Below are 26,045 nucleotides of genomic sequence, written 5' to 3'. Positions count from 1 at the left end.
CCTTTTGTTTTTCGGCTTTTATTGAAACATCCCGCCTATCTGCAAAATGGCCTTAGCTACGGAAGGTTTCACTACGAGAAGGACAAGAGAGAAAAGAGATTCTTCAGCACTTAACTGCGTCTTTGCGCCTTTGCGTGCAAATTTTCTCGCCAAGACGCAAAAGTGCCTGTCGCAGAACAATCATTTCTCCGTAAACTTCAGGACAATAACAAATAAACAACACCTGTCTTCTTGCTGTAACCGCTTTCCTGCTTATCTTCCTTTATTAATCACGAATTCAACTTTTCATGAAAAAAATTATTCTGCTGGCATTTTGTTTTCTTGTTCTTTCACAGGTTAACGCACAAACCAAAGTAACCAAATCGAATGTAGTAGGTAAATGGACCATCTCTGCCGTAGAGATGACGGGCCTGTTCTACTATAGTATTGATAAAGATTCACTCGCCATTGGTGAAATGATGAAAAGTCAGATCCCCGATCAGTCGCAGCTGGCCACTATTACCGCAACCATGAAATCGCAGATGGCCATGTTCGCTACCATGGGCTTTGTTTTTAATGCAGATGGCACGGCTAAAATGGGTGCAGGTTCTGCACAGGAAGAAGAAGCTACTTATACGGTGGATGAGCAGAACTCGCTGATCACTACCATCGATAAAAACAAAAAGGAAGATATACTGAAAGCTGATTTTCAGGAAGACAAACTCCGCATCACGGTAAAACAACCGCAGGGAGAGATCCTGATGTTATTGAAAAAAGCGAAATAAGCTACTTCGTTTTCCGGAACCCGGCTTTCACAATACAGTATTGTATCAATAAAGAAGCCGCATCGATCTGATGCGGCTTCTTTAGTAGGGTATGTTGACGGGAGATACTTATCTCGCCGGCATGGTTAACGGGATATCTCTTTTCAGCATTTCGTCGCGGTTGGCGATTACCCAGGCAGTATGAAACACCAGTTTGGTACGTTGTTCCATGATGCCGAACTGGATCTTGTCTACTGTATCGGTAGGTCTGTGATAATCTGCACCCAGCATTCCATCGTAGAAAAACAGGATAGGAACGCCTTTTTTGGCAAAGTTATAATGGTCGCTGCGGTAGTAGATCCTGTTCTGATCATTGGGATCATCGTATTTATAATCCAGCGCAATATTCACATATTGTTTATTTACGCTTTCATTGATCGGTGCCAGGTCAGAACTTAATTTATCGTGACCGATCACATAGATATAATTCAGGGTATCTCCTTTACGCGAAGCATCGCCACGGCCAATCATATCTGTGTTCAGATCAACAGACACTTTGGACATATCTACTGTAGGATGATCGGCATAGTAGGCAGAGCCCAATAACCCTTTCTCTTCACCACTAACGGTCATGAAGATCATGGTTCTGCGGGGTTTGTTGCCTTTTTTGGCAGCAGCTGCAAAAGCTTCGGCCATCTGCATTACGCCAACGGTGCCGGAACCATCATCGTCTGCACCATAATAGATAACATTACCCTGTTTGCCGAGGTGGTCGTAATGTCCGGTCAGAAACACATATTCTGCTTTTTTATCGGTTCCGGGTAAAACACCAATCACATTGCTGCTTTCCAGCGTCTCTACTTTTTTAGCCGTATGAATCACTACTTCAGAAACATAGTTTCCTTTAGCAGTTGTTTTCAGATCAGACTGCGAAATCCGGGCCGTTCTTCCAAGTAAAGCAGAAGCCACTTCTTCAGAAACCGTAGCTACCAGGAAATTGCTAGCATTGGCTGAAGCCGTTGGCAATGTGATGCTCATACGTCCCTTTACAGAAGTAGGATTAGCGCGTGGGAAATCAGCAGAAATGATCAGTATACCTGCTGCGCCGTTTCTGCGGGCCGCATTCATTTTGGCCATAGTGGGTCCGCCAAAACCACGTCCACCACCGGCGGGGGCTGCTGTAGTGCCGCCATCGAGTACCAGTACCAATTTGCCCTTTACATCCAGGCCGGCATAATCGTTTACTTTGTTGGCAGAATCTACCATACCGTAACCGGCAAATACCACACCGTTATAGGTCCAGCTACCGGTAGAGACGGTTTGCATGCTGAACATGAAATCCTTATCCCACTCAAAAGATCTGCCATTCACACGTAGATCCTTTTCGTTGAGTACCTCCTGGTAAACAGGGTATAATTGCTGGTAGCTATCGCCGTTACCGGGTTTCAGACCTATTTTTTTGAAAAAGTCTTCTATGTAAGCAGCTGCTTTCCGCTGACCGGGAGAAGCTGTTTCACGACCTTCCATTTCATCGCTGGCCAGGATGGTCAGTTTTTCTTTTAATCCCTGTTGGGTGATCAATGCCGCATATTTGGCAGACGCATCATCCCCTTTCTGTGCCATAACCAGGGTAGCGGCAAATGGCAGGCAGAGCAATAGTAGTTTTTTCATCGTTGTTGGGTATAGTTTTGAGTTAAGAGCAAGCAATTTTACCCACGCGGGTAGCATGGCGGCCACCTTCAAATTCAGTGGTCATGAATATTTCCAGCATCTGTTCTGCCAGCGCCAGCGATACAAAACGGGCGGGGATACAGATCATATTGGCATCGTTGTGTTTACGAACCAGTACGGCCACATCGTTCTGCCAGCAAAGACCGGCACGGATCTGCTGGTGTTTATTGGCACTGATGGCCACGCCGTTGGCACTTCCGCAGAGCAGGATGCCGAATGAGCATTCTCCCTTCTCTACGCTGGAGGCTGTGGGATGGGCAAAATCGGGGTAATCAACCGAATCGGCAGAATTAGTACCAAAATCTTTTACCTGAAATCCTTTTTGGGTTAACCAGTTTACGAGGGCCGTTTTATATTCAAAACCGGCGTGATCGCAACCAATGGCAATGGGTTTAGAAGGGTCGAATACGAAATGCATGTTTGTAAATTAGGGTGACTAAGGTAACAGATTGAGCGTAAAGGGCTTAAAAAAAAGTACGAATGGGGGAGGAGAGGCAGTTAATAGTTAAAAGTTAATAGTCATTAGTGGTAATAACAACTATTAACTTTTAACTATTAACTTTTAACTTTTCACCCTTAATCCCACTCCTCATCTTCCGTCTTATCCTGCTCCCTTTTGGCGCGGGCAGAAACGAGGATACTCAGTTCATAGAGTAACCATAACGGAATAAATACGATCATCTGGCTCATCCAGTCGGGACTGGGGGTGATAAATGCTGCCAGGATCAGGATCACTACCAGCGCGTATTTTCGTGTCTGGCGAAGGAAAGCCGGTGTAATCAGGCCGATTTTGGTGAGTATGAAAGCGAGAACCGGTAATTCAAATGCCAGTCCGCAACCCAGTATGATATTGGTAAGATTGTCTATATAATCTGCCAGCGTTGGCATGGTGGTAATAAAACCCTGTGTACCCAGCTGGAAACCGCCGAGGAAGTTAAACGTAAACGGACCCAGCAGAAAATAACCGAAAGCGGCTCCGGTGAAGAAAAAGAAACTCACCCAGAAGATCACAAAACGGGTATTCTTCAGTTCTTTTTCTTTGAGGGCAGGTTTTACAAAACGCCAGAACTCCCAGAAAATAAAGGGGAAAGCTGCAATGATACCACCGATCAGGGCCATGGAAATACTGCTCAGAAACTGACCACCGAATGTATTACTGATCATGTTCACTTTTACAGCAGGCATACAGAGCGCATCGCCCATATGTGCCCATTGACTGAACTGGCAGAGTTTACGGTAGCTGATAAAATCAGGATTCAGCGGCCCGTAGATCACATTATCAAATACCCAGTTGCGGTAAATAAAAATCACGACGGCCATTACCAGGATAGCCAGTACGGAACGGATGATATGGACCCTTAATTCTTCGAGATGATCGATAAAGGTCATCTCACTTTTTTCTGAACCCCGGTTTCTGTTAAATATTGCCATTGCGTTCTTTGACTGTTGTCAGCCGCCAAAGTTACGGGTATGGAGAACATAAAAAACAGGGGTTTTGGGAGAAGGAGGATGGCGGCCGATCGGGTTTTGCCGCTGTGCTTCCTCACTGCTGTTCCAGTTTGGCCAGTATGGGTGCCAGCAGGCCGGCTATTTCGGCTGCGCCGGGATAGATGACCGAATATCCGGCTGTGCCCGCAGCGGTGGTAGAATGTTCGGCCTGGGTCTGGCGCAGGTAAATGATGGGTTTGCCTAAAGCAGCAGCATAACCGATCTCAATACCCACCCCGATGGCTTTTTCTGATACTTCGGCCAGCAGCAGGTCTGAGCCGGAAATATCCCGGAAAGCCTGTTGCATCATTTGCTGTTCTTCTTCCGGGGCAAATTGGTACTGGTCTACAAAAACAAAGAGTTCTATCTGGTGGGCAGACAACAGTTCTCTGATAACTGTTATTTCGGCTGCAAGCTTTTGCCTGTTCTGGTAACCGATGGAGAGATAGGCTTTTTTCATCGTATGGTTTTACCACAGATCTGGCTGCGGCAGATGGAGTTAGCGCAGGATCTTCATTTTCACAGATTCGATCCGCGTATCGCTCACATTCAGGATATCGAAGCGGTAATCGCCGATGATGATGGTCTCTTTCTGTTTGGGAATGGTCTCGTGTTCGTTGATGATATAACCGCTCAGTGTTTCAGAATCGCTGGCGGGGAATTTCATATCGTATTTCTCATTCAGGTAGTCCAGTTCCATACGGCCGCTTAAAATAAACTCATCTTCGGCCAGTTGTTTCTCTACCAGTTCTTCGGTATCATACTCATCCTGGATCTCGCCAAAAATTTCCTCCAGCACATCTTCCATGGTCACAATACCTGCAGTGCCGCCAAACTCATCCACCACCCAGGCAATACTTTTTCTGTCTTTGGTGAATTTGCTGATCAGGTCCGTAGCACTCATACTCTCAGGCACTGCCATAATGGGATGCAGTACTTCGCGGATAGTGGCGGGTTTTTTAAAGAGATCCAGCTGGTGTATATAACCGAGTATCGAATCAATATTATCATCATACACCACCAGTTTACTCAGCTGTGTGCTGATAAAGGTTTTCTTGGCTTCTTCTACAGAGGTATTGATATCGATCGCTTCTATCTCGGTGCGCGGCACCAGGCACTGCCTGATTTTTACCATCGGTAAACTCAATGCATTCTCGAACAGTTCGGTATTCAGTTCCTGGCTTTCCTCATCCTGTTCTTTGGTTTGCTGAAAAAAATGTTCGAGGTCTACTTTGGTGAAGGCATCGTTCCGGTCGTTCACCCGTACATTGAACATATATTTCAGGATCCACTGCGATACATCAACAAAAAAATTGGTCAGTGGCAGAAAGAGGCCATGAAAGAAATTGGCCACCCTTGCAAAAAAACTCAATAAGATATCACCCCTGGCGCGGAAAACCGCTTTGGGTATGAACTCTCCGAACACCAGTACCACCAGCGATGACATCAGGGTATCAAATCCCAGTTTCACATACTCGTTCTGAAATTGCAGTTTGGTCCAGAGGGCGGTCCAGATGGTTTTCGACATCAGTTCATGAACCAACAATCCATATATAACGAGAAAGATATTTAAACCGATCAGGCAGGTGCCGATAAAACGGGCGGGATGCTCCATGAAATTGGAGAGGATGATGCCGCTTTTTTTGCCCTGCTTTTTCTTCAGTTCAATACTTAACCGGTTGGCCGATACAAATGCGATCTCATAACCGGCAAAAAAACCGATCAGGAGCAGTGTAACAACGATCCAGATAAAGGTATAGAGCTCAGTCATGGAGGAAAATTACATAAAATTCGTGAGTCGTGAATCGGCAGTCGTGAGTCGGCAGTCGTCAGGGGTGAGTGGGACACTATTCTACACGCACGATTCGCGACTGACGACTCACGCCCTCCCCCAAAAATGCCCCGTAAAAACGGGGCATGGTCACCGATAGGTACAACATGAGAAAATCGGCTGTGTGAGATCTTGGGAATATCGAATATCGAATCCCGCCCTGGCGGGAAACACCGAAGTATTACTCCGATCGACATTCGATATTCCCTGTTCGATATTCGATATTCAAAGAGGATTATTTAAAGTCCACCGTACAATTCTGGCATTTCATCACAATTTTCAGTCCTTTACCATCGCCAACGGTGGCGGTAAACAGATTGGGGCTGTTATCGTCTCTCCATCCGGTCAGCATTCTGGGGCCGGGGCCGGTTACTATTCCTGTTATCGTGGTTGCTTTCAATACACTTTTTTCTTCTGCCGACAGCGCTTCTTTAGTGGTCTTGTTCTCCGCTTTTTCCGCAGCAGCAGTGGGTTGCGACACTTTCTTTTCAAAATTGCCATATACCGAACTGTAGCCGCCGGTAAAATCAACGCTGTAGTTTTTTACATCGCGCAGCGGGATGCGGATATCAGCATATTTATCATCGATCTTGATCTGGCTAAGTGCTGTGCCTACTTTCCGGATCTTGATATCAGCATTGCTGCCTTCTATATCTATCGCGTTATTCAGTTTGGTAATGCGGAGATTACCATAGGATTTGCGGCCGCGGATATCGCCGGCTTCTTCCAGTTCATATTCATCGTTGGTGCTGCGCATCACTACTTTATCTACCGAAGCCATTTCGATGCTAGAATATTTGCTGTCAATATCCAGGTCGTTGATGTTTTTGGCACTGAAACGGCCGTTGGTAAATTCGATCTCTGCATTCTTCACATCGCCCACATTCACATTGGAATATTTGGAACGGAGAACGAGTTTGCCCAGGTTCTCTGCTTCCAGGTTACCGTTGGTGATATCGATACTGGCATCGGTAATACCCGCCGGTACAGATACATCGGCATATTTGCTTTCCAGATCTAACTTACTGCCTGTAGGAATGGTCACTGTTACGATTCTTTTGGTATTGGCTTTGGTGCCCACGTTCTGGCCGTTGCCATTGAATACGGCCACACCGCTTCCGGAGCCGCCCGGGCCATAGTAGGTAAAACCACCCGATCCGGAAGAATAAAATGTACTGCCACCGATACTACCGGATTTCACTTTCACAGAACTACCCAGTGTTTTTAAAGAGAGATTCACTTTTTCGAGCCATTCTTCATCCGACAATTTGCTTTCGCCATCATAGTAAACCGTGGTGGTTACTTTTACCTTGGGCTGGTCCCAGGTTTTGATGATGATATTACGGGATGCATTCTCAATATAGATTTCTCCCCCCTTGGGTACTGATACCTCTTTACTTACTTCTTTGGATTTGAGGTCTTCGTCTTTGTAGTTTTTGGTAGCCCTCATATTTTCTCCATTGATCACCCTGACTTCTCTTGCTTCTGGTGCCACGCGCACCTGATTGACCGATGGGGTGGGCGGGGTACTGGTAACCACCTGTTGGGCCGTTGCCTGTGAGAGAACTCCTGACAGGACAGCCGTCAGTAAAAAAATATTCTTTTTCATTTTGTTCATGATAAGATGCATTTAGATTTTCAGGAAATAGGTTTTGGCAGAGTCAACAGGCACGCGGTTTTGTTTGTAGCGGTTGTTGGTCTTGGTCATTTCCATTTGTAATTGTTTGAGAATGGTTAATTTCTGCTGGTAGAGATTGATAAGCTGATCCAGTAATCCATCAGTCATGCCGCGCCTTGCAATGTCTGATTTGATCTGTTTTTCATCTTTCTCCATTTGCCTGATCTGTATGGCAAAATCATTAAAATAAGCCGGCGATTCTGCGTACATAGGGATGCTGCTTACCCGCTCACGCTGCAGGTTAATTACCTGGGTAAAACTGTTCTCCATGTGCTGCAGGGCAATCATATCAGCTGTAGGTTGTCTTCTTTTTTGGGGTTCCGCCACAGCTGTTTCTTTTTTAACAGGAGCCTTTACCTGGGTCAGAACGTCTGTTGCTGTATTCTCTGTTTGTGTTACAGGCGCTTTGGTAATCGTTGCTGCTTTTTCTGTAACTGGTTTTTGCTGACTGGCCAGTTCTGTTGTGGTATGTTTCTCCTGCAATAACCACCAGCCGCCGATACCGGCCAACAGCAGTACACAGGCAGCTACTGCCCAGCGGGTAACCATTACTACTACAGTAGTTTTGGGTGCGCTGGCCGATTGCTGTTTGATCTGTTCCCAAACCTGTAAACGGGGTTCGTCCAGATCCAGCTGATCGGCGTGTTGCCGTAGATATTTTTTCAGTTCATCCATGTGCCTGTAATTGACGGGTGATGCGTTCTTTTAATAACTGTCTCGCCCGGTGGTATTGACTTTTACTTGTTGATTCTGAGATGCCCAACTGTTCGGCAATGTCTTTGTGGCTGAAATCTTCCACCACAAAGAGGTTGAATACCTGCCGGCAGCCATCCGGCAAACCTTTGATTTCCTGGTGAATGATCTCGAAACTCACGGTTTTCCACCACTCGGTTGCTTCCTCCACCATCATATTGTTTCTTTCATCCTCCCATTCGTTCCAGTAGAAATTTTTCTTGCTGTAACGGATACACTCATTCACCACAATCCGCTTTAACCAGCCGCCAAACTGCAGCGGATCTTTTAACTGACCCAGGTTACGGAATGCCAGTATAAAAGCATCCTGCAGAACATCTTCTGCATCGTTGCGGTTACCTGTCATGCGGGTACAGATATTGAACATACCCTTACTATACTGCCGGTATAGCCAGGCCTGCGCTTCTGTATCGCCCTTACAGGCTTTTCTCACAACAGCCGTTTGTATGGTGTTAGCCTGTTCCAATGGTTGTCTGGGAATAAGAGTTGGAGGTTTGGGAAAGGTTGGAAGGTGCTGGTAATTATTTTTTCGGAAAGTATATAAAGTAAATAGGTATATAAAGTAAATAAAGTATACAGGGTAAATAAAGCGGATGAGTGCCTATCGCCCCCACCACTTATATACTCTATATACTTTATTTACTATATATACTCTATATACCTAACCAAGCCTAAGCGAGATCCAGCACGGGCTTATTTTGTAAAATAGCTTCTATCTTATCCATAACTTCCAAAGAAAGAACTTGCAGGCTCTCGAGGGCTTTCAGGTTTTCGAATAACTGCTCTTTTTTGGTAGCACCCAGGATGGCGGTGGTTACATGGGGGTTTTTGATGGTCCAGGCGATGGCCAGCGAAGCCAGCGATACACCCAGCTCATTGGCCAGATGGGTCAGTTTTTTTACTTTCTCCAGTTTTACATCCTGGATCCAGCGGTCTTTGAGCCAGCCAAAACCTTCAATGGCCAGGCGCGAATCTTCGGGGATGCCGTTATTGTATTTGCCGGTTAAAAAACCAGCCGCCAGCGGACTCCAGATCGTGGTTCCCAGTCCTACGTTCTGGTATACCGGCAGGTAATCCTGCTCTACTTTAAACCGCTCAAACATATTGTACTGTGGTTGTTCTACCGTAGGGCCTATCAGGTTGTATTGTTGCGCTACGCGATGGGCTTCCATGATCTCGGCACCACTCCATTGGCTGGTACCCCAGTATAATATTTTGCCTTGTTGTATCAGGTTGTGCATGGTCCACACCACTTCTTCAATGGGCACTTGTGTATCAGGACGGTGGCAGAAATAGAGATCGAGATAATCGGTTTGCAGTCTGCCAAGTGCTTCGTGACAGGCTTCTACCAGGTGTTTGCGGCTTAAACCGGTCTGGTTGGGTTTGTTATCTGCCCCGCGCCAGCCAAAAAATACTTTGGAAGAAAGGGTATAGGAGGTTCTGTCCCATTTTTTGGCTTTCAGTACCCGCCCCATCATTTTCTCACTTTCGCCGAGAGCATACCCTTCCGCGTTATCAAAAAAGTTGATACCGTTATCGTAGGCAATGCCCATCAGTTCATCGGCACTGTTATCGCTGATCTGTTTGTGAAAAGTAACCCAGCTGCCAAAACTCAGTACGCTTAACTGCAGACCGCTTCGGCCCATTCTTCTGTATTCCATGTGACTATTATTTAGAACTGCAAGGTATTAAATATAGAGGAGCAGGTTGTGTACCTTTTTATTTCCGCGTCGTATCCGTCCCATTCGCCAGACTATCTGCGATCATGGCAAAACTACCGGGCTGAATTTTGAATAAGGTAAGATTAGTGAGGTCCTGGTTGCAGGTCATACCTACACCCGAGAATCGCTTTTTGGGATAACGCTGGCTGATGGTTACTTCCTTGTCGGTATAGAATTTCTGCAGGTTCTGGTCCCAGTACATTTCTTTGCAGAACAGGGTATCGCCCTTCACATTAAACGCTACTACGCTGTCGCGGAGAAATACTTTGTTCTGGTTTTCGAGGTAATTGCCATAGAGCGCACTCAGTTGACTTTCGATCTGTGCAGTACTATCGTTATAAAAATCCACGTGTAAGGATCGGGGAAATTCTGTTCTCCGTCCGGTATCTCCCTGAATGCGCAGCATTAAAGGGGCCGTAAGATGTGCCCGCATTTTACCGTCCATACTCAGGTAACTGCTGATATTTTTGCCCTCTTCGATATTCTCTTTTTTCCGCCCCAGCTCCCGCACTTCATTCACATCATTTTCGCAACCCCACAAAAAAAAGCAGCCGGATAGAATGGCTGCTGTAAAAAATATTTTATGTGAGATCAGTTTAGTCATACCTGCGTTTGATAAACCAAAGATCGCTTAAACTCATACCAAAAGTAAACTGGAAATAACTTTCTGTGACATTATTAACAGCCGTTCCTCTTTTACCAAACTGTAGAGCTGTATTCAGAAAAGTGAACTGGTTATCATACGCTCTCCATTTTTTGATCGGTAAACCTGCACCCAGAGAGAAACCGGTTTGCTTTAAACCATTCCCATCTGCATTGATATAATCTTTACCTGTAAAGAAACCGGCACGGTAGTTCACATTGTTCCAGTAACCACGGCCCGATAAAGGATCGGGGCTGAACTGCACACCCAGTTTCAACTGCCAGCTATCTGCCAACTGATCGGGCTGTCCATAAAAACGGTATTTGGTCCACTGGGTAGCTGTGTATTCTGCGCCGATAGACCAGAGTTCAAAAACACCTCTCGGGTTGGTAACGGTTTTGTGCAGGGTAAGTCCGGCGGCATAGGTAGACGGCAGGGTAATCTTTCCCTTGATATTATATACTTCAGAAACTGAATCAATTTTAAAATCACCACTGGTAGTAGGCGTATAAGTTTGTTTGATCTGATCCTGCGAAGCAGATAATTGCTGCTGCAACGTTCCGGTTACACCCATTCTGAGCAGGTAATTATTGGTGGTCTTGGTTTCGGCGAATACTTTTTTGCCAACCGAAAACTCGTACTGCAATCCACCATGCAGAAAAATACCGCTATAACTGGTTTTGCTGGAGGAAAGTCCCTGGTAATGGGCTACGGTATCGTTCAGGAAAGCTTTACGTGTATTAATTTCTCTTTTACCAAAATTGTAGCCGGTATTGAAACCGATACTGAAATTGCCAATCTTTTTACCAATACCTACAAAAAACTGGTTCAGACCGCCCTGCCCGTCATATACGGTCAGAAGGCTATCTCCCGTTCCCGCCATAACACTGCGGTTTTCGATGGAATAGTTGATGGTGCTGAGCGGTTTTAAACCGAATGCCATACCCCAGCCCTTTGTTTTTTTTAAGGGAAGACCTACAGAAATATAGGAAGGCGTAAAGTTTTTTGAGGAAAACTTACCGGTAGGATTGTTACTGATCAATGTGCGGGTATCGATGGTCAGACCCACATCAAAAGTAGTCATGTAGAAAGAACCGTAAGTAGCCGGGTTGTTGAAGTTAACGGCCTGTCCTACGTTATTGTTCAATCCATCGGCATAAGCGGCAGAAAGACCACCCATGGCGCGACTGATCACATGCTGGTTGGAATACAGTTCACCCAGACCATACCTTGAAAAAGGGGAGTTCTGTTGCGCAGAGGAACCAAGCAGAAAAAAAACCGGTAAAAATGCCAGGAAAATCCTAGCGGTTGTTGAACTCACTGATCGCATACAGGCCTTTGTAGATTAAGTTAGGGTCGGCAAATATCTTGTTTTTTAGGTGCGGTACAAAAAAACCCATATCACCCCCGGTTAACAGCACGTTAAAGTTGCTGTATTTCAAGGCATAAGCGTCAATTATTCCGTCAATTTCCTTAGCCATTCCGAGTATCACACCGCTTAAAAGGTTGGTTTTGGTGTCGTAACCCACCAGCGGGAAGGTAGATTCGGCCTGTACCAGGGGCAATAAAGCCGTTTGCTCGTGCATGGCCCGGAACCGCATATTCATGCCCGGAGAGATACTTCCCCCCAGAAATTCATGGGCCTGGTTGATATAATTATAGGTGATACAGGTACCCAGCCCAATAGCCAGGTTATGGTGTTGGGGAAAAAGATCTACCGAAGCCGCACAAATGGCCAACCTGTCGGCCCCAATGGTCTCGGGTTTGCCCACCGGCGTGGTAAAAGGCAGTTTGCTGGTATGCCCCAGTTTGTGAAACCGGCTATGGGTAGCCAGTAACTCCTCTATCTCCGGCGGATGATTGATGACCGATGACAGAATGGTTTTATCCGGCCGGAACCGGTTGAGCAGTTGCAGCAAGGCATCGGCACCTGCATTTTCCAGTACAAACTCCTCTTTAAAATCCCTGTCGTGAAAAACAGCGCATTTTAAACGGGTATTGCCAAAATCGAAACAAAGGGTGGTTTGCATGGGGAATGGTCAATGGTGAATGGTCAATCTTGAATCGTGAGTGGTGAGTAGTCAGTAGTGAGTTTTTGGAAATGGCTTTTACTTCCTGCTCACTACCGACTACTCACTTCCTCACTTATCAAAAGTAAAGCCTTTCAATTCTTTAAAATGGCCATTCAGGTGAATCTTTTCTTTGAGTAGTTCCATGCCGGCCATAACAGGTAGTACTTTGTTGAGATGACGTTTCAGGTATTCGAGTCTTTGCAGTTCGTGCAGCAGGCCCAGCAATTCATACTCCTCTTCCAGCGAGAGCCCGGCGTGATGGGCCAGATCGTAGCTGGTAAGTTCGGTATCAGGTTTGCCGAAGTCCTTGCTTACGTTCAGCAAACGGTGCAGATCCCGGATGCCTTTCAGCACTTTCTGTACCAGCTCGCTTTGTATCCTTTCCGCGTTTTCGGGATAGTTTACAATCGCACCGCTGTATAATTTGTCTGGTACCGATTCTATCAGCTCCAGGATCCGGAACACCTGTAAGCCCCTGGTATGAATATCCATCTTACCATCTTCATACACTTTTACAATTTTGGTTACTTCCACCAATGTTCCCATTTCGGATACACCATTGTTCAGTACACAGGGAATGCCAAAGGGTCTGCCCCCGGCATAAGATTCTGAAATCAACTGCCGGTAACGTTCTTCAAAAATATGGAGGTTCAGTTTTTCACCGGGAAATACCACAATGCCCAGTGGGAATATCGGAATGAAATTCGTCATTCAACAAAAGTAGGAGGATTGGGAATAACGAACACCGAATATCGAACAAAGAATATCGAACAAAAAATCCAAAACAGAGAACATAGAATCCAGAACAAAGAATTGTTGCTGCTAATTTTTACGCTCCCGGTTCAACTCCCGCAACCTTGCATATTTTAACCAGGTGTACCAGGCATTCATTTTGGCAACGGTGTAACCGGCTTCTCCATCTAAAAATCCCAGCCGGAAAAGATAATTTTTAACAAAAGAGAAAGCCGGTGCCAGCCTGCATTTAAGCCATCCGGCCCGTTTGCCCTGCTGGTGATATTTCTGCGCGTTCAACATGGCATAGCTCACCGTTTTGGTGGCAAAATCGGCTATGTTCCGGGAGGTGTAATGATGAATATATCCTTTTAATGTAACTGTTTTTGTTTCTGCAGGGAATACCAATCCTTCATGCACCGCAGCGTCGTTCCAGCCACCATGGCGGCGGTTGTATAAACGGATATGGCGATCGTTACTCCATTCGCCAAAACGGATCATTTGATCACCCAGAAAAACACGGAAACGGATATTATAGACAACAGCAATATCTGTAAATGATAACTGCTGCAATTCCTGCTGCAGCGTTGCATCCGGGATCTCATCGGCATCAATGGATAAGATCCAGTCGTGTCTGGCGGCAGCCACTCCTTTGTTTTTGTTGGGGCCATACCCTTCCCAACTGGTTTCAATCAGTCTCGCACCCAAAGCAGTAACCATTGCCTGTGTGCCATCGGTACTGCCACTATCCACCACCACAATATCATCGGTACAGGTTCTGGCAGCAGCAATGGTTTTGCCGATGATGGCCGCTTCATTGCGGCAGATAATCACAACAGAGAGTTGGTTATACATGGATAGATGATAGTTTCTGCTGCCCAAAGAAAGCAATAAAAGCCAATATCAGGATACCTGTTTGTCCTTCCAGGGTATCATCAAACAAAAAAGGAATGAGGCTGATGGTGGTTACGATGACTGAAAAAATATTTCTTGACGTAGTTCTGTACAGCAACAACACAAACCCTGCCGTAAAACACAATACCCCCGGCAAGCCACTGCCGGTGCCGTATACCAGCCACTCGTTGGCGGGCAAAAAACGTTCATAAGCCAGGCTGGAGGGGTGGTTCAACTGATGCCATTGATCAATTGCAGAAAGCATATCGCCAAAACCTACGCCTGCGAATGGGTGTTGAGCCGTAAGCTGGTAACCGGCTTTTATCGATAACCAACGTGAAGCATCCGAGTACCCCGGCAAAATTTTGCCGCTGGAATAATTCGAAAAATCATACAGTACATATTGCACCCGGTTACGCAGGGTGGGCATGGTTTGGTAACAGGCAAAAGCCGCTACTGCACAAACAGCCAGCAACAGCAAACCCGGTTTCCATTTTTTCTGTACGATGATGAGATAGATAATATACATCCCACTTCCGGCATACAAACAAACCAGCCCTGTTTTAGCAGCCAGTACATGCAGGTAAACAACCAGCAAAACCAGACAGGCTGCCAGCAGGTAACGGGTAGTTTTTGTTTGAGTAGTTCGCCAACTATAAAAGCCTAAAATCACCGCGATTACTACCATCCAGCTAAAACGGATATGATCATTATCGGCGGGAGTGGGTAATGTTTTGGCCTGCAGATAGGCTGCTTGTATGGTAGTGGGGTCCAGAAGATAATATGAAAAACTCCAGATGCAACCCAGACTGATAAATAAGAGATATAGATAGATCAGTTTCGTTTTTCTTTCAGCAGAAAAATACACCGATCCGATTCCGAGTAACATGGTTACCAGGGGAATTTTTACCACCACGCTGTTCCACCACAGCGCATGGTTTTCGCTCCAGAAGCCCGATATGATCACAGGCAGCAGGATCAGCAGCACCGCCACCAGTAGAACGCGGGTTCTTTGATCTATTTGCCTGTGAAAAAAGAAAGGAACTACTATCAATACCGAAGAGAGAGATACCAGCGCACGACTGAGCAGCAAGCCAACCATCAGTAGAACCAGCATGACCGATACCCATTGTACGGCCCATTTATTTTTCAACAGGGGTGCTGTCATGCGTCTAAATTCGTTCTTCCGGGTTACTTTAGCAATCATGTGGGAAGAATTATTACAGGACTTATTGCAGGGCCATACCAAATCACTTGCCCGTGCCATTTCACTGGTTGAAAATGAAGTGGCTGGATACGAGTGGCTGCTGCAGCAATTACCTGCCAGTACCCACGCAAAACTGACGGGCATCACCGGTCCGCCGGGAGCCGGTAAAAGCACGTTAGTAGATGCACTGATCGGTGAGATAGTGGCACAGAACCAGAAAGTGGCGGTATTATGTGTGGATCCTTCTTCACCTTTTAACCTGGGTGCCCTGCTGGGCGACAGGATCCGGATGAGCGAATGGTACAACCATCCTTCTGTATTCATCCGTTCATTGGCTACCCGGGGCAGTTTGGGTGGCTTACATCCCCGCATCATCGAAATCGCTGATCTGGTAAAAGCGGCAGGCTTTGATCAGGTAATCATTGAAACCGTGGGCGTAGGACAGAGTGAAATAGAAATTGCCGGACTCGCCGATACCACCGTAGTGGTAGTGGTGCCCGAAGCGGGCGATGAAGTGCAGACGATGAAAGCCGGTTTAATGGAGATCGCCGATATTTTTGTAGTGAACAAGGCCGACCGGCCAGATGCAGATAGTTTTGTAAAAAATTTACGCCTGATGCTGGCGCCGGCATTTCACAGAACCACACACGAGATTGCAATCGTGAAAACCGTGGCTTCTAACAAAGAAGGGGTAGGAGAATTATTTCAGCAGATCCGGGCACACCAGCAGTTGGTGCAGACCCATGATAAAAGATATTGGCTATTGGCTGAGAAAGCCTATCATCTCATACAGCAAAGAAGAATGAAAGACGTAGACAAATCGGTACTGAAGCAGCAATTGGAAAGAGCGGAGGATACTAATCTCTACCAGTTCATCAAAGCGTATCTGCCGGGTAATGAATGAGAAGATTTTTAGCTGATCCGGGATGTATCAGGATTCTGTTTTCTCTATTGCTTTTTCGTTTTTCCACCAGCGCCAGCCAATATACCCCATCACCATAAAAGGAGCAGCGGCCAGATAAATAATGGCCGAGTTAAGGGCAGAAGCGGGTCCCTCGCCCAATTGAGACGCCGTTTTGGTACAGATAGAGCATTGCGCAAACAGCGACGTGCTGCATGCGGTGAGCAAAATACAAAGCATTAATAGCCATCCTTTCATCCTCATATTGCTGATTTCTGCTGCAAAGATAAGACAGGAATAAACGTATAAATCGTTAACTTTCTCGTTCAATCATTGCCCATGGAACCCAGAAGAAAGTTTATACAAAAGGTTGGTTTACTGGCCGGTGCGTTCTCGGCCAACAGTTTATTTAACCAGGCACATGCCGCTTCCTGGGAAGCTGCCTCTCAGCGGATTGAGGGGTTAACACCCGAGGTGGCCGCTCAGGATGAGGATTACTGGATGGTAATTCAGCAGGCCTATACTGTTAACTCCAACCTGATCATCCTGAACAATGGAGGCGTTAGTCCTTCACCAAGGGTGGTGCAGGAAGCGGTAGAGCGCTACAATAAACTTTCCAATGAAGGACCTTCTTATTATATGTGGCGGATTCTGGACCAGGGCCGCGAACCGCTGCGCCATAAACTGGCCATACTGGCCGGTTGTTCACCGGAGGAAATTGCGGTTAACCGGAATGCCACCGAGGCGCTGAATACGGTGATCTTTGGGCTGGATCTGAAAGCGGGCGATGAAGTGATCGGTACCAAACAGGATTATCCGAATATGATCAATGCCTGGAAACAACGGGCCGAACGCGAAGGCATTGTGTACACCCAGCTGAATTTTAAATTTCCGATAGAGAATGATGAGGAGATCGTGAGTGCCTATGAAAAAGCGATCACCTCCAAAACAAAGATCATCCATATCACACATGTGATTAACTGGATCGGACAGATCATGCCGGTGAAAAAGATCTGCGCCATGGCCAAAAAGCACAACCTGGAAGTGATTGTAGATGGGGCGCATTCGTTCGGACTGCTCGATTTCAAGATTCCTGAACTGGGTTGTGATTATTTCGGTACCAGTTTGCACAAGTTTCTGAGTGCGCCGATTGGTAGTGGTATGTTATGGATTAAAAAAGAAAAGATCAGTAAGATCTGGCCATTGGTTTGTAATGATAAACCCCGGAGCGAAGATATCCGGAAGTTTGAAACCCTTGGTACCAGGAGTTTTCCGATAGAACAGGGTATTGGCGAAGCGGTGAATTTTCAGAATGCGATTGGCAGTAAACGCAAAGAGGAAAGGATCCGCTATCTGAAAAATTACTGGGCTTCTAAAGTGGTGGATATTCCTAAAGTAAAGATCCATACTTCTTTTAAACCGGAATATGCCTGTGCGATCTGCGGTGTTTCGATAGATGGGATGACGCCGGGCGAATTAGACAGTGCTTTGTTCAATACCTATAAAATTCACACGGTGGGCATTGTGTGGGAGAATGTATCCTGTGTACGTATTACCCCGCATGTATATACCCGTTTGCAGGACCTGGATAAACTGGTGATGGCGATCGGAGAAATAGCGGCTAAGAAAAAATAGCCAGTGTAAAAATTTTGGAATCGGGAAATGCCGGTATCGCAGTTTGCGGTTGTGCATTTCCCGATTATTGTTTCCAAAATATCGGTGCAGTTAAGCTTAGGAGGCTTTGGCTACTACAGGCTTTTTTTGTTTGGTTGCTTTTGCAGGGCGGCTTTTGCCGAATGAGCCCTGGAATCTTTTACCTTTTGCGGTTTTTTTGTCACCTCTTCCCATGGTATGGTTTTTTTGAATGAATGATGTAAGGCTGCAAAAATAGAAAAACCCGGGGATTTTGGGGAGTTCATTTGAAATAGCCTCAAATAGCCGGTAATTCAGCTGCAGGGAGGCTCCTGGCGGAAGGCAAAAGCATAAAAAAACCCCGCGGTTCAGGCAGGGTTTCAATTTGTTTGGGCAATAATTAGAGCTTGGCGCTTAATTCTTTACCTGCTTTGAATTTAGCAACTTTTTTAGCTTTGATCTTGATCGCAGCACCGGTTTGTGGGTTACGGCCTGTACGTGCAGCACGCTTAGACACGGAAAAAGTACCAAAACCTACCAGCGTAACTTTGTCACCTTTTTTCAGGGTTTTGGTTACAGCGCCTACAAAAGAATCCAGGGCAGCGTTAGCCTGTGTTTTGGTTACGCCTGCATCTTCAGCGATCTGAGCAATTAATTCAGCTTTGTTCATAGATGTGTTTTTAATGTTTAATAACAGCAACAAATTTATTCGCTTTTGTTAATCAACAAAAAATTTTATTATTTTTTTTATCATGGTTGTTTTCTTCAAAACCCCTATGTATAAAGGATTTCAGCTGAATCCGGTTTGATATATAATAGATTGCGTATTTAACTATATTCTCTGAAAGCCTTGTGCAGCAAGGATTTCGGGGCGAATCGTCTGAAATTCAATGCCCGAGCGGGTTTTAGCGGAATATAACAAAGATTTGTGATTGCCAAAATGAATTCGGTAAACTATCCACACTCAATTCACAAGTTCCATTAACGAACGAAAACCAATGAACTGGTCGCCCCAGTTATCCAATGCATCTTTTCGCAAAGCGTTTGCATGTTCGGCTATATAACGTTCATACGCTTCTTTGCTGGGGGCATAATACTGCGTGGTATAGGTAAGTCCTTCGGTATCATCTGTTTCCAGTAAACGTGCAAAACGGTACTCCGTAAAACACCCTTTTTCCATGATGGCAGGAATATGTTTCTCCCGCATCCATAACACCCAGGCTTCGTGTATGGACCAGCTGACTTTGGTGGTTACGTTGTAAATAAACATCTTCGGTAATTAACAATTAGCAATTAAAAATTAATAATTGACGTAGTAGTGATTGATCTGAAATGTTAATTTTTAATTGTTAATTTTTCATTTTTAATTAAATACTGATTTCTGCGTAGATGGGGCAGTGGTCGCTGTGTTTTACATCGGGGTAGATTCTGGCCTCTTTCAGTTGCGGTTGCAGGGATTTGGTTACACAGATATAATCAATCCGCCATCCCTTATTCTGCAAACGTACCGAGGGGAAACGCTGGCTCCACCAGGAATAAGCGCCTGTAACACCGGGGTTCAGTTCGCGGAAACTGTCTACCCAGTCGTGCTGCAGAAATTTATCCATCCATGCCCTTTCCTCTGGTAAAAATCCAGAGGATTTTTTATTTCCTTTCGGATCATGTATATCTATTTCTGTGTGGGCAATATTATAATCGCCTACTACGATCAGTTTTTTTCTTGTTTTACGCAGATCCTGCAGGTAATCAAAAAACTCATCCAGCCAATGATATTTGTATGTCTGCCTTTCATCACCGCTGGTGCCGGATGGATAATACGCGTTGATCAGGGTAATATCGCCAAAATCGGCACGGATCACCCTGCCTTCAAAATCGCTTTGTTCTTTGGCATGCCCGTATTCTATATTGTCAGGTTTGATCTTTGTAAAAATGGCAACGCCACTGTATCCTTTTTTTTGTGCAGAGAACCAGTACGACTGGTAACCCAGTGCTTCCAGTTCTTTCAGGTCCACATCTTCTTTGCTGGCTTTGGTTTCCTGCAGGCAGATAATATCAGCAGGGTTTGTCTGCAGCCATTCGGCGAAACCTTTTTTAATAGCGGCGCGGATGCCGTTTACATTATAGGAAATGATACGCATGTATAGAATTTGTGTTATTCCAGAAAACGATTAAAACCGATCAGGAATAACTGGTTCAGTTTTTCGGGTGATAAAGATGCATCAAAAAGCACAAATTTTTCCGGGTTAAATTTTCCCTGTGCAATACAGACCAGTTGATCGGCGATGAAGAACTCGCGCAGGCTGTTATCGAAACCACTGCATTTGATCCGGAAGGGTGTGCCCGTCAACGAACCGCTGATTACATAGCGATACACCACTACCCATTCTGTCATGCGGCTGCCCAAAGCCGGCAAAGTAGAAAAGCCGGTACTATCGTAGCCATTGGTAATGGTATTGGGATAGATTTTATTGGCATTTTCTGTAACCTCTTTCAGAATAGAAAACTGCGCTACTGTATCTTTTTCCTGTAGCAGGTAATGAAAATTACCAGGGAGAAAACGGGTGAAGAGCAGGTTCCGGTCCTCGGGAATATCAGTTGGGTCTACCTGGGTACAAAGTTTGATCAGGTAATTCTTATCTCTTAACACATCTCTTCCTTCCTGGCGGAGAAATACATAATCAGACCTTGAAAAGTTTTGAGTGGCTTTGATAGCTGCGGTAATCTGGTCGGGGTATTTTTGTGCTTTTTTCCCTCTCAGCAGAATCTCTTCATACAAAGGTTCACCCATACGGATCATTTCTGTCTGCTTTCCCAGCAGGTAAGAACTGATGTTTTTTTGGGTGCTGACAAAAGTTCTTGAACGGTTAAGAGTTTTAGGAAGGAGATAGTTATCGGCCAGATACGCCGGTTGCAGTTTTACTTCAATAGCAGCAAGATTGTTGGCTGTATCCAGAAGCAACGAGGTACTTTTTTTGAATAGTTCGGTAAAAGTTTTTGAGGTTACCGTGAGGTCTGAGAACCGGATACCCAGGTTATACAGGTTGCCCATGCCCGGTGTTTCGGCCGCACTGATCAATACGTTCAGCATTTCTGTTCGTATTAGTTTCTGGTCTGAGCTATATATATATGCTTTCAGTATGAAAACTGTTTTTACCCTTTTTTGTGTAAGGCTGTCAATCTCATTTTCTTTGTCATACCTGAAAAAAAAGAAAGGTTCGGCTTCAATGAAATCAAGATACAGATGAAGCAGATGGGGGTCCGGATCAGCAAAAACAGGTTTGATTGCCGGCACAACAAAATTAAAATCAAGCAGTTCAATAGGCAGGTCGCTGGTATTGGTGAGCTGCCTATTCATTTTTTGCCCAAGTAACTGGTTCAGTTCGGTGGCAATGGTTTGCTTGATTTCAGGGCTTTGCAGGTAACGTAGTATTGGACCGTTCAGGTTGTAAAGGCGAAGATTTTCAAGAACGATCTTTTGCTGGGCCGATGCCGTTTGTGTGGCAAGCAGGAAAAGCAGGCAGGTGATTATTGTTCGCATAAGTATAAAGCAGTTAGACAGCGTTATCTTTACTATAGCAAAATGTATGCTAATTTGAATTATTGATGAATATAAGCATAGATCATGGATAAATCTGAACGGATCATACCGGCAAAAGAATCTGTATACCTGGATGGGCCCAAACCGCGGATCAATGAATTTTTCTTTGCCTGGAGTGTGTTCCGGCAAATGATTTATGGCTTCCGTAACCTGCATTTCCTGGGGCCCTGTATTACCGTATTTGGGTCGGCCCGGTTTAAGGAGGGGCATACCTATTATGAAGCGGCCCGCGAATTTGGCAAGCGGATTGCTGCCATGGGGTTTACTACCATGACGGGTGGTGGCCCCGGTATTATGGAAGCCGCCAACCGGGGTGCTTTTGAGAGTGGAGGCGAATCGGTAGGCTGTAATATCAAACTTCCTTTTGAGCAGCATCCCAATCCTTACATGCAGAAGTGGATCACTTTCGATTATTTCTTTATCCGGAAAGTGTTGCTGGTAAAGTATTCCTATGCATTTGTGATTCTGCCCGGCGGCTATGGTACCATGGACGAGATGTTTGAAACCATTACCCTGATCCAGACCCGCGTAATCACGGATTTTCCGATCGTGTTATATGGCAAGGAGTATTTTATGCCATTGATGGAAGCTATTGATACAATGGTAGAAAAGGGAACCATCTCGGCCAAAGATAAAGATTTGATCCTGTTAACAGATGATATTGATGAAGCTATGCAGTATATCGGTGCCTATATCGCCAAAAACTTCAAGGTAAAACCCCGGAAAAGATTATGGTGGTTGCTGGAAAGCCGGTAAGTTTTATTCTGTAATTCGCTTTCCTGCATCAATGGTTACCCCCAGACTCAGGATCAGCTCATACGTGCCAAAAGCCTGTTTGGCCGTTCCCTGGTACACTTTCAGATTGGAATATCGGGCATAGTCCAGTTTATTGGCAAACTCCAGGTAAACACGTTTGTGAAAAGTAGCGCGAACAGCGGCTTCTACTCCCATATTCCAACCGCCGATCTGAAAACCGGGATCATTGGCTTTACCGAAAAGACTGTTCTGCACATGCGGAATCAGGGGACCAATACCTGCCTTACCCAGTGCATCAATTTTAAAATTGCCGGTTTTACTTTGCTGCCAGTTCCATCTTTTTACAATATTGAACAATAAAAAATTGGCGCCATTGTTCAGGTAATAATAAAAACCATTGCCTTCAGAAAAGTTGATGGAGGAGTCTACCTGACGGCCATTGAGTGTGCCTGCTATCCGGATGGTTTGTCCATCCTGTATCAGGTGTTTGGTATGATCGAAATTGATCTCGAAAGCCAATCCTTTTTTGCGGTTAAAGAAATAACCCAATCGGTAATTGTATTGTGGAATACTGATCGGTGTGTTGAAAATACCTTTGTCCCAACCCGGATTATCGTGTGATTTTACATTTTTCAATGCATACTGGCTGTTCAGCGCAGCTTGGTTCACTTTTACGTTGGAGTTGGTGTACCATTCCTTGTTATATCCCCAGGAAAAATATAATTCGCCTTTACGTCCGGTTTTCTTGTTCTGTGCGTTGACAAAAATGGGTAAACTCAGTAGAATAACAACAAAAGCTCTCAGTGGATTCACGGTTACAAGTTTTCAGACCACAAAGATAATAGCTGGCGGCACATAACCGGCCATAGGTTGCCGACAGCAAAAACCCATTCCGCTGCTGGTTCACAGTGAAAAGGGTTTATAAAAGGATGTAATTGTTTGTTTATTCCAATACGGGACTCAACCATCTTTCTGCTTCTACCAACGGCATATGCTTACGTTTGGCATAATCTTCCAGCTGGTCGCGCTGGATCTTTCCAACGCCGAAATACTGGCTTTTGGGATTAGAGAAATACCAGCCGCAAACAGAAGATGCCGGGTACATGGCCAGGCTTTCGGTAAGCTGTACCCCAATGGTATCGGTTGCTTTGAGCAGATCAAAGAGTTTGTATTTTTCTGTATGGTCAGGACAGGCAGGGTAGCCCGGTGCCGGCCTGATACCCATGTATTGTTCTTTAATCAGGTCTTCGTTGCTCAGCTGTTCGTCTTTATCGTAGCCCCAGTATTCTTTTCTTACCTGCAGGTGTAAGGCTTCTGCAAACGCTTCCGCAAACCTGTCGGCCAATGCCTGTAACATGATCTTGTTATAGTCGTCGTGGTTGGCTTCAAATTTTTTGATATGTTCTTCTATGCCATGCAGGGTTACGGCAAAGGCGCCGATAAAATCTTTTTTACCGCTGGTTTTAGGCGCAATAAAATCGGCCAGTGATAAATTAGGCTGATCGGCTGCTTTTTTGATCTGCTGGCGCAGGAAGGAAAGTTGCACGGGACCATCCGGTGAGCTTACTTCCACATCATCCTCTACGCTGCTGGCTTCCCAGAAACCGATGGTTCCTTTGGCGGTCAACCATTTTTCTGCAATGAGCTGATCGATCAGTGCATTGGCATCGTTATACAGTTTGGTAGCTTCTTTACCAACTACACTGTCGGTTAAAATATCGGGGAAGTTGCCATGCATTTCCCAGGCAATAAAGAAAGGTTTCCAGTCTATGAATGGGCGGAGACTATTCAGGTCGTACGCCTCAAACACTTTGGTACCTGTAAACGCAGGGGTTTGTGTAGTATGGTTTTTCCAGTCAACTGCCACTTTATTCTGTAGTGCCTGGCTATAGGGAAGATAGGTTTTTACAACCTTCTTATTATCAAATCCTTCTTTCAGTTTGATATATTCTTCTTTTATACCCTGGAGAAAATCTGGTTTTTGTTCTTTGCTCAGCAGGGAACCGGCAACGGTTACACTTCTGGATGCATCCAGTACATGCACTACGCCTTCCTGGTATTCTGGTGCAATTTTAACGGCAGTATGGATACGCGAAGTAGTGGCACCACCAATGAGCAGGGGTTGTGTCATACCCCGGCGTTTCATTTCTTTGGCAATATGAACCATCTCATCGAGTGACGGAGTGATAAGACCACTCAGACCAATGATATCTGCTTTTTCCCTTTGTGCAGTTTCGAGGATTTTATCAGCAGGTACCATCACACCCATATCAATGATATCGTAACCGTTACAACCCAATACTACACCTACAATATTTTTACCGATATCATGCACATCCCCTTTTACGGTAGCCAGTAATATTTTGGCAGCACCGGCAGCTTCGCTGTTGGTGGTTCCGGCGGCAAGGTGTGCCTGTTTTCTTTCTTCTTTCTCTGCTTCAATATAGGGAGTAAGTACCGCTACACTTTTCTTCATCACACGGGCACTCTTTACTACCTGCGGCAGAAACATTTTTCCGGCACCGAAGAGGTCACCAACAATTCCCATTCCATCCATCAGTGGTCCTTCGATCACTTCCAGCGGGGTGGGGTATTTCTGGCGGGCTTCTTCTGTATCTGCTTCAATATAATCGGTGATACCGTTAATGAGAGAATGCGCCAGTCGTTTTTCTACGGGTTCATTTCTCCAGGCTTCGTCTTTTACTTCCACTTTACCCTTCGCTTTCACCGTTTCGGCAAATACGATCAGTTTTTCAGTGGCTTCGTTATTATCGTTGTTGCGGTTCAGGATCACATCTTCGCATAACTGTTTCAGCGTGGGCTCGATTTCATCGTACACTACCAGCTGCCCGGCATTTACAATACCCATGTCCATGCCCGCTTTAATAGCGTGGAACAGGAATACGGAGTGGATAGCTTCCCTTACATGATCGTTACCGCGGAAAGAGAAAGATACGTTTGATACCCCACCACTCACTTTTGTGAGTGGCATCAGTTGTTTGATTTCGCGGGTGGCTTCGATAAAATCAACCGCATAATTATTGTGTTCTTCGATACCGGTAGCGATCGCAAAAATGTTGGGGTCAAAAATGATATCCTGCGGATCATAGCCTACTTGCTCGGTAAGGATCTTATAGGCCCGGTGGCAGATCTCTACTTTGCGTTGTTTGGTATCGGCCTGACCGATTTCATCAAATGCCATCACAATTACCGCAGCACCATAGGCTTTGCAGATAAACGCCTGTTCAATAAATTTTTCTTCTCCCTCTTTCATCGAGATGGAGTTCACAATACACCTTCCCTGAACACATTTCAACCCTGCTTCAATGATCTCGAATTTGGAACTGTCGATCATGATGGGAATGCGGGCGATATCCGGTTCGCTTTGCAGGAGGTTAAGGTAAGTGGTCATGGCACTCACTCCATCCAGCATGGCATCGTCCATATTTACATCCAGGATCTGTGCACCGTTCTCTACCTGCTGACGGGCTACCGACAAAGCTTCTTCATACTGCCCTTCGCGTACCAGTCTGGCAAATTTTTTAGAGCCGGTAACATTGGTACGTTCACCAACATTCACAAAATTGGTTTCGGGTCTGATCACCAGGGGTTCCAGGCCGGATAAACGTAAGTAAGGTTTGATGGTTGTGCTCATACTATTTTTT

Annotated in this window: 27 protein-coding genes; 4 read left to right on the top strand and 23 right to left on the bottom strand. The window is 45.4% G+C overall.

Annotated features, from left to right (window positions below):
- Positions 1-287: 287 nt before the first annotated feature.
- On the top strand, positions 288-764 hold the full coding sequence (locus AC1RNB_RS04730) for a hypothetical protein (protein ID WP_493081153.1): 477 nt from the start codon (positions 288-290) through the stop codon (positions 762-764).
- Between the two features lie 108 nt (positions 765-872).
- Here AC1RNB_RS04730 and AC1RNB_RS04725 read toward each other — a convergent pair whose 3' ends face one another.
- The 15 genes from AC1RNB_RS04725 to AC1RNB_RS04655 all read right to left on the bottom strand — a co-directional run bounded on the left by AC1RNB_RS04725 (position 873) and on the right by AC1RNB_RS04655 (position 15,493).
- Positions 873-2,414 (bottom strand): M28 family peptidase, encoded by a 1,542-nt coding sequence (locus AC1RNB_RS04725; protein WP_493081151.1) that lies wholly within the window; start codon positions 2,412-2,414, stop codon positions 873-875.
- 22 nt (positions 2,415-2,436) lie between these two features.
- The gene (gene rpiB, locus AC1RNB_RS04720) at positions 2,437-2,892 is read right to left on the bottom strand and encodes a ribose 5-phosphate isomerase B (RefSeq protein ID WP_493081149.1); all 456 of its coding nucleotides are present in this window, start codon (positions 2,890-2,892) and stop codon (positions 2,437-2,439) included.
- Positions 2,893-3,050: 158 nt separating this feature from the next.
- On the bottom strand, positions 3,051-3,863 hold the full coding sequence (gene tatC, locus AC1RNB_RS04715; protein WP_493081147.1) for a twin-arginine translocase subunit TatC: 813 nt from the start codon (positions 3,861-3,863) through the stop codon (positions 3,051-3,053).
- Positions 3,864-4,017: 154 nt separating this feature from the next.
- Positions 4,018-4,422 (bottom strand): nucleoside 2-deoxyribosyltransferase, encoded by a 405-nt coding sequence (locus AC1RNB_RS04710; protein ID WP_493081145.1) that lies wholly within the window; start codon positions 4,420-4,422, stop codon positions 4,018-4,020.
- 39 nt (positions 4,423-4,461) lie between these two features.
- Positions 4,462-5,733 (bottom strand): hemolysin family protein, encoded by a 1,272-nt coding sequence (locus tag AC1RNB_RS04705; protein WP_493081143.1) that lies wholly within the window; start codon positions 5,731-5,733, stop codon positions 4,462-4,464.
- 295 nt (positions 5,734-6,028) lie between these two features.
- Positions 6,029-7,411: a DUF4097 family beta strand repeat-containing protein gene (locus AC1RNB_RS04700; protein WP_493081141.1), complete on the bottom strand. Its 1,383-nt coding sequence runs from the start codon at positions 7,409-7,411 to the stop codon at positions 6,029-6,031.
- A 12-nt stretch (positions 7,412-7,423) separates the two neighbouring features.
- Positions 7,424-8,146, bottom strand: coding sequence for a hypothetical protein (locus AC1RNB_RS04695; protein ID WP_493081140.1), 723 nt, complete (start codon positions 8,144-8,146; stop codon positions 7,424-7,426).
- The gene (locus AC1RNB_RS04690) at positions 8,139-8,657 is read right to left on the bottom strand and encodes an RNA polymerase sigma factor (protein WP_493081138.1); all 519 of its coding nucleotides are present in this window, start codon (positions 8,655-8,657) and stop codon (positions 8,139-8,141) included. The genes AC1RNB_RS04695 and AC1RNB_RS04690 overlap by 8 nt, the downstream gene beginning before the upstream one ends.
- A 238-nt stretch (positions 8,658-8,895) precedes the next feature.
- Positions 8,896-9,885 (bottom strand): potassium channel beta subunit family protein, encoded by a 990-nt coding sequence (locus AC1RNB_RS04685; RefSeq protein WP_493081136.1) that lies wholly within the window; start codon positions 9,883-9,885, stop codon positions 8,896-8,898.
- Between the two features lie 58 nt (positions 9,886-9,943).
- Positions 9,944-10,549 (bottom strand): LPS export ABC transporter periplasmic protein LptC, encoded by a 606-nt coding sequence (gene lptC, locus AC1RNB_RS04680; protein WP_493081134.1) that lies wholly within the window; start codon positions 10,547-10,549, stop codon positions 9,944-9,946.
- Entirely contained in the window at positions 10,542-11,918 is a 1,377-nt protein-coding gene (gene bamG / locus AC1RNB_RS04675) for a BamG family beta-barrel-assembly machinery protein (RefSeq protein ID WP_493081132.1), read from the bottom strand. Before bamG ends, lptC begins: the two co-directional genes overlap by 8 nt.
- Positions 11,890-12,618, bottom strand: a complete 729-nt coding sequence (locus tag AC1RNB_RS04670; protein WP_493081131.1) for a type III pantothenate kinase — start codon at positions 12,616-12,618, stop codon at positions 11,890-11,892. Before AC1RNB_RS04670 ends, bamG begins: the two co-directional genes overlap by 29 nt.
- A 111-nt stretch (positions 12,619-12,729) precedes the next feature.
- Complete coding sequence (locus AC1RNB_RS04665; RefSeq protein ID WP_493081129.1) at positions 12,730-13,371, bottom strand: LON peptidase substrate-binding domain-containing protein; 642 nt, start codon at positions 13,369-13,371, stop codon at positions 12,730-12,732.
- 111 nt (positions 13,372-13,482) lie between these two features.
- Positions 13,483-14,247, bottom strand: coding sequence for a glycosyltransferase family 2 protein (locus tag AC1RNB_RS04660; protein WP_493081127.1), 765 nt, complete (start codon positions 14,245-14,247; stop codon positions 13,483-13,485).
- Positions 14,240-15,493, bottom strand: a complete 1,254-nt coding sequence (locus AC1RNB_RS04655; RefSeq protein ID WP_493081125.1) for an O-antigen ligase family protein — start codon at positions 15,491-15,493, stop codon at positions 14,240-14,242. The genes AC1RNB_RS04660 and AC1RNB_RS04655 overlap by 8 nt, the downstream gene beginning before the upstream one ends.
- Between AC1RNB_RS04655 and meaB the strand changes: the two genes are divergently transcribed.
- Positions 15,492-16,397 (top strand): methylmalonyl Co-A mutase-associated GTPase MeaB, encoded by a 906-nt coding sequence (meaB, locus tag AC1RNB_RS04650; protein ID WP_493081123.1) that lies wholly within the window; start codon positions 15,492-15,494, stop codon positions 16,395-16,397. The two genes, AC1RNB_RS04655 and meaB, sit on opposite strands and share 2 nt — an antisense overlap.
- A 27-nt stretch (positions 16,398-16,424) precedes the next feature.
- On the opposite strand, the gene AC1RNB_RS04645 is transcribed toward meaB, so the two are convergent.
- Positions 16,425-16,658 (bottom strand): hypothetical protein, encoded by a 234-nt coding sequence (locus AC1RNB_RS04645; RefSeq protein ID WP_493081121.1) that lies wholly within the window; start codon positions 16,656-16,658, stop codon positions 16,425-16,427.
- Between the two features lie 75 nt (positions 16,659-16,733).
- Between AC1RNB_RS04645 and AC1RNB_RS04640 the strand changes: the two genes are divergently transcribed.
- The gene (locus AC1RNB_RS04640; RefSeq protein WP_493081120.1) at positions 16,734-18,029 is read left to right on the top strand and encodes an aminotransferase class V-fold PLP-dependent enzyme; all 1,296 of its coding nucleotides are present in this window, start codon (positions 16,734-16,736) and stop codon (positions 18,027-18,029) included.
- 96 nt (positions 18,030-18,125) lie between these two features.
- Here AC1RNB_RS04640 and AC1RNB_RS04635 read toward each other — a convergent pair whose 3' ends face one another.
- The 5 genes from AC1RNB_RS04635 to AC1RNB_RS04615 all read right to left on the bottom strand — a co-directional run bounded on the left by AC1RNB_RS04635 (position 18,126) and on the right by AC1RNB_RS04615 (position 21,564).
- Positions 18,126-18,242, bottom strand: a complete 117-nt coding sequence (locus AC1RNB_RS04635; protein ID WP_493081118.1) for a 30S ribosomal protein THX — start codon at positions 18,240-18,242, stop codon at positions 18,126-18,128.
- A 184-nt stretch (positions 18,243-18,426) separates the two neighbouring features.
- Positions 18,427-18,696: an HU family DNA-binding protein gene (locus AC1RNB_RS04630; RefSeq protein WP_161816834.1), complete on the bottom strand. Its 270-nt coding sequence runs from the start codon at positions 18,694-18,696 to the stop codon at positions 18,427-18,429.
- A 294-nt stretch (positions 18,697-18,990) separates the two neighbouring features.
- Entirely contained in the window at positions 18,991-19,296 is a 306-nt protein-coding gene (locus AC1RNB_RS04625; RefSeq protein WP_493081116.1) for a DUF4286 family protein, read from the bottom strand.
- A 97-nt stretch (positions 19,297-19,393) separates the two neighbouring features.
- Entirely contained in the window at positions 19,394-20,164 is a 771-nt protein-coding gene (locus tag AC1RNB_RS04620; RefSeq protein ID WP_493081114.1) for an exodeoxyribonuclease III, read from the bottom strand.
- Positions 20,165-20,178: 14 nt separating this feature from the next.
- A complete protein-coding gene (locus AC1RNB_RS04615; RefSeq protein ID WP_493081113.1) occupies positions 20,179-21,564 on the bottom strand; it encodes a hypothetical protein in 1,386 nt (461 codons plus the stop codon).
- 84 nt (positions 21,565-21,648) lie between these two features.
- On the opposite strand from AC1RNB_RS04615, the gene AC1RNB_RS04610 reads away from it, so the two are divergent.
- Positions 21,649-22,380: an LOG family protein gene (locus AC1RNB_RS04610; RefSeq protein WP_493081112.1), complete on the top strand. Its 732-nt coding sequence runs from the start codon at positions 21,649-21,651 to the stop codon at positions 22,378-22,380.
- A 3-nt stretch (positions 22,381-22,383) separates the two neighbouring features.
- Here the strand turns inward: AC1RNB_RS04610 and AC1RNB_RS04605 are convergent, their stop codons facing one another.
- Together AC1RNB_RS04605 and metH are read right to left on the bottom strand one after the other, a co-directional pair.
- Positions 22,384-23,193, bottom strand: a complete 810-nt coding sequence (locus AC1RNB_RS04605; protein ID WP_493081110.1) for a hypothetical protein — start codon at positions 23,191-23,193, stop codon at positions 22,384-22,386.
- A gap of 130 nt (positions 23,194-23,323) precedes the next feature.
- Positions 23,324-26,035 carry a methionine synthase gene (gene metH / locus AC1RNB_RS04600; RefSeq protein WP_493081108.1) on the bottom strand — a complete coding sequence of 904 codons (2,712 nt, stop codon included), beginning with the start codon at positions 26,033-26,035 and terminating at the stop codon, positions 23,324-23,326.
- Between the last annotated feature and the right edge of the window lie 10 nt (positions 26,036-26,045).

This window comes from Sediminibacterium sp. GW821-FHT12F12, assembly GCF_058806635.1.
This window is presented reverse-complemented; position numbering and strand designations above follow the sequence as displayed.

What these genes read in the sequence shown, in the direction of transcription:
- AC1RNB_RS04730 (WP_493081153.1), top strand. Translation starts at nt 288, where the DNA reads ATGAAAAAAATTATTCTGCTGGCATTTTGTTTTCTTGTTCTTTCACAG.
- AC1RNB_RS04725 (WP_493081151.1), bottom strand. Translation starts at nt 2,414, where the DNA reads ATGAAAAAACTACTATTGCTCTGCCTGCCATTTGCCGCTACCCTGGTT.
- rpiB (WP_493081149.1), bottom strand. Translation starts at nt 2,892, where the DNA reads ATGCATTTCGTATTCGACCCTTCTAAACCCATTGCCATTGGTTGCGAT.
- tatC (WP_493081147.1), bottom strand. Translation starts at nt 3,863, where the DNA reads ATGACCTTTATCGATCATCTCGAAGAATTAAGGGTCCATATCATCCGT.
- AC1RNB_RS04710 (WP_493081145.1), bottom strand. Translation starts at nt 4,422, where the DNA reads ATGAAAAAAGCCTATCTCTCCATCGGTTACCAGAACAGGCAAAAGCTT.
- AC1RNB_RS04705 (WP_493081143.1), bottom strand. Translation starts at nt 5,733, where the DNA reads ATGACTGAGCTCTATACCTTTATCTGGATCGTTGTTACACTGCTCCTG.
- AC1RNB_RS04700 (WP_493081141.1), bottom strand. Translation starts at nt 7,411, where the DNA reads ATGAACAAAATGAAAAAGAATATTTTTTTACTGACGGCTGTCCTGTCA.
- AC1RNB_RS04695 (WP_493081140.1), bottom strand. Translation starts at nt 8,146, where the DNA reads ATGGATGAACTGAAAAAATATCTACGGCAACACGCCGATCAGCTGGAT.
- AC1RNB_RS04685 (WP_493081136.1), bottom strand. Translation starts at nt 9,885, where the DNA reads ATGGAATACAGAAGAATGGGCCGAAGCGGTCTGCAGTTAAGCGTACTG.
- lptC (WP_493081134.1), bottom strand. Translation starts at nt 10,549, where the DNA reads ATGACTAAACTGATCTCACATAAAATATTTTTTACAGCAGCCATTCTA.
- bamG (WP_493081132.1), bottom strand. Translation starts at nt 11,918, where the DNA reads ATGCGATCAGTGAGTTCAACAACCGCTAGGATTTTCCTGGCATTTTTA.
- AC1RNB_RS04670 (WP_493081131.1), bottom strand. Translation starts at nt 12,618, where the DNA reads ATGCAAACCACCCTTTGTTTCGATTTTGGCAATACCCGTTTAAAATGC.
- AC1RNB_RS04665 (WP_493081129.1), bottom strand. Translation starts at nt 13,371, where the DNA reads ATGACGAATTTCATTCCGATATTCCCACTGGGCATTGTGGTATTTCCC.
- AC1RNB_RS04660 (WP_493081127.1), bottom strand. Translation starts at nt 14,247, where the DNA reads ATGTATAACCAACTCTCTGTTGTGATTATCTGCCGCAATGAAGCGGCC.
- meaB (WP_493081123.1), top strand. Translation starts at nt 15,492, where the DNA reads ATGTGGGAAGAATTATTACAGGACTTATTGCAGGGCCATACCAAATCA.
- AC1RNB_RS04655 (WP_493081125.1), bottom strand. Translation starts at nt 15,493, where the DNA reads ATGATTGCTAAAGTAACCCGGAAGAACGAATTTAGACGCATGACAGCA.
- AC1RNB_RS04645 (WP_493081121.1), bottom strand. Translation starts at nt 16,658, where the DNA reads ATGAGGATGAAAGGATGGCTATTAATGCTTTGTATTTTGCTCACCGCA.
- AC1RNB_RS04640 (WP_493081120.1), top strand. Translation starts at nt 16,734, where the DNA reads ATGGAACCCAGAAGAAAGTTTATACAAAAGGTTGGTTTACTGGCCGGT.
- AC1RNB_RS04635 (WP_493081118.1), bottom strand. Translation starts at nt 18,242, where the DNA reads ATGGGAAGAGGTGACAAAAAAACCGCAAAAGGTAAAAGATTCCAGGGC.
- AC1RNB_RS04630 (WP_161816834.1), bottom strand. Translation starts at nt 18,696, where the DNA reads ATGAACAAAGCTGAATTAATTGCTCAGATCGCTGAAGATGCAGGCGTA.
- AC1RNB_RS04625 (WP_493081116.1), bottom strand. Translation starts at nt 19,296, where the DNA reads ATGTTTATTTACAACGTAACCACCAAAGTCAGCTGGTCCATACACGAA.
- AC1RNB_RS04620 (WP_493081114.1), bottom strand. Translation starts at nt 20,164, where the DNA reads ATGCGTATCATTTCCTATAATGTAAACGGCATCCGCGCCGCTATTAAA.
- AC1RNB_RS04615 (WP_493081113.1), bottom strand. Translation starts at nt 21,564, where the DNA reads ATGCGAACAATAATCACCTGCCTGCTTTTCCTGCTTGCCACACAAACG.
- AC1RNB_RS04610 (WP_493081112.1), top strand. Translation starts at nt 21,649, where the DNA reads ATGGATAAATCTGAACGGATCATACCGGCAAAAGAATCTGTATACCTG.
- metH (WP_493081108.1), bottom strand. Translation starts at nt 26,035, where the DNA reads ATGAGCACAACCATCAAACCTTACTTACGTTTATCCGGCCTGGAACCC.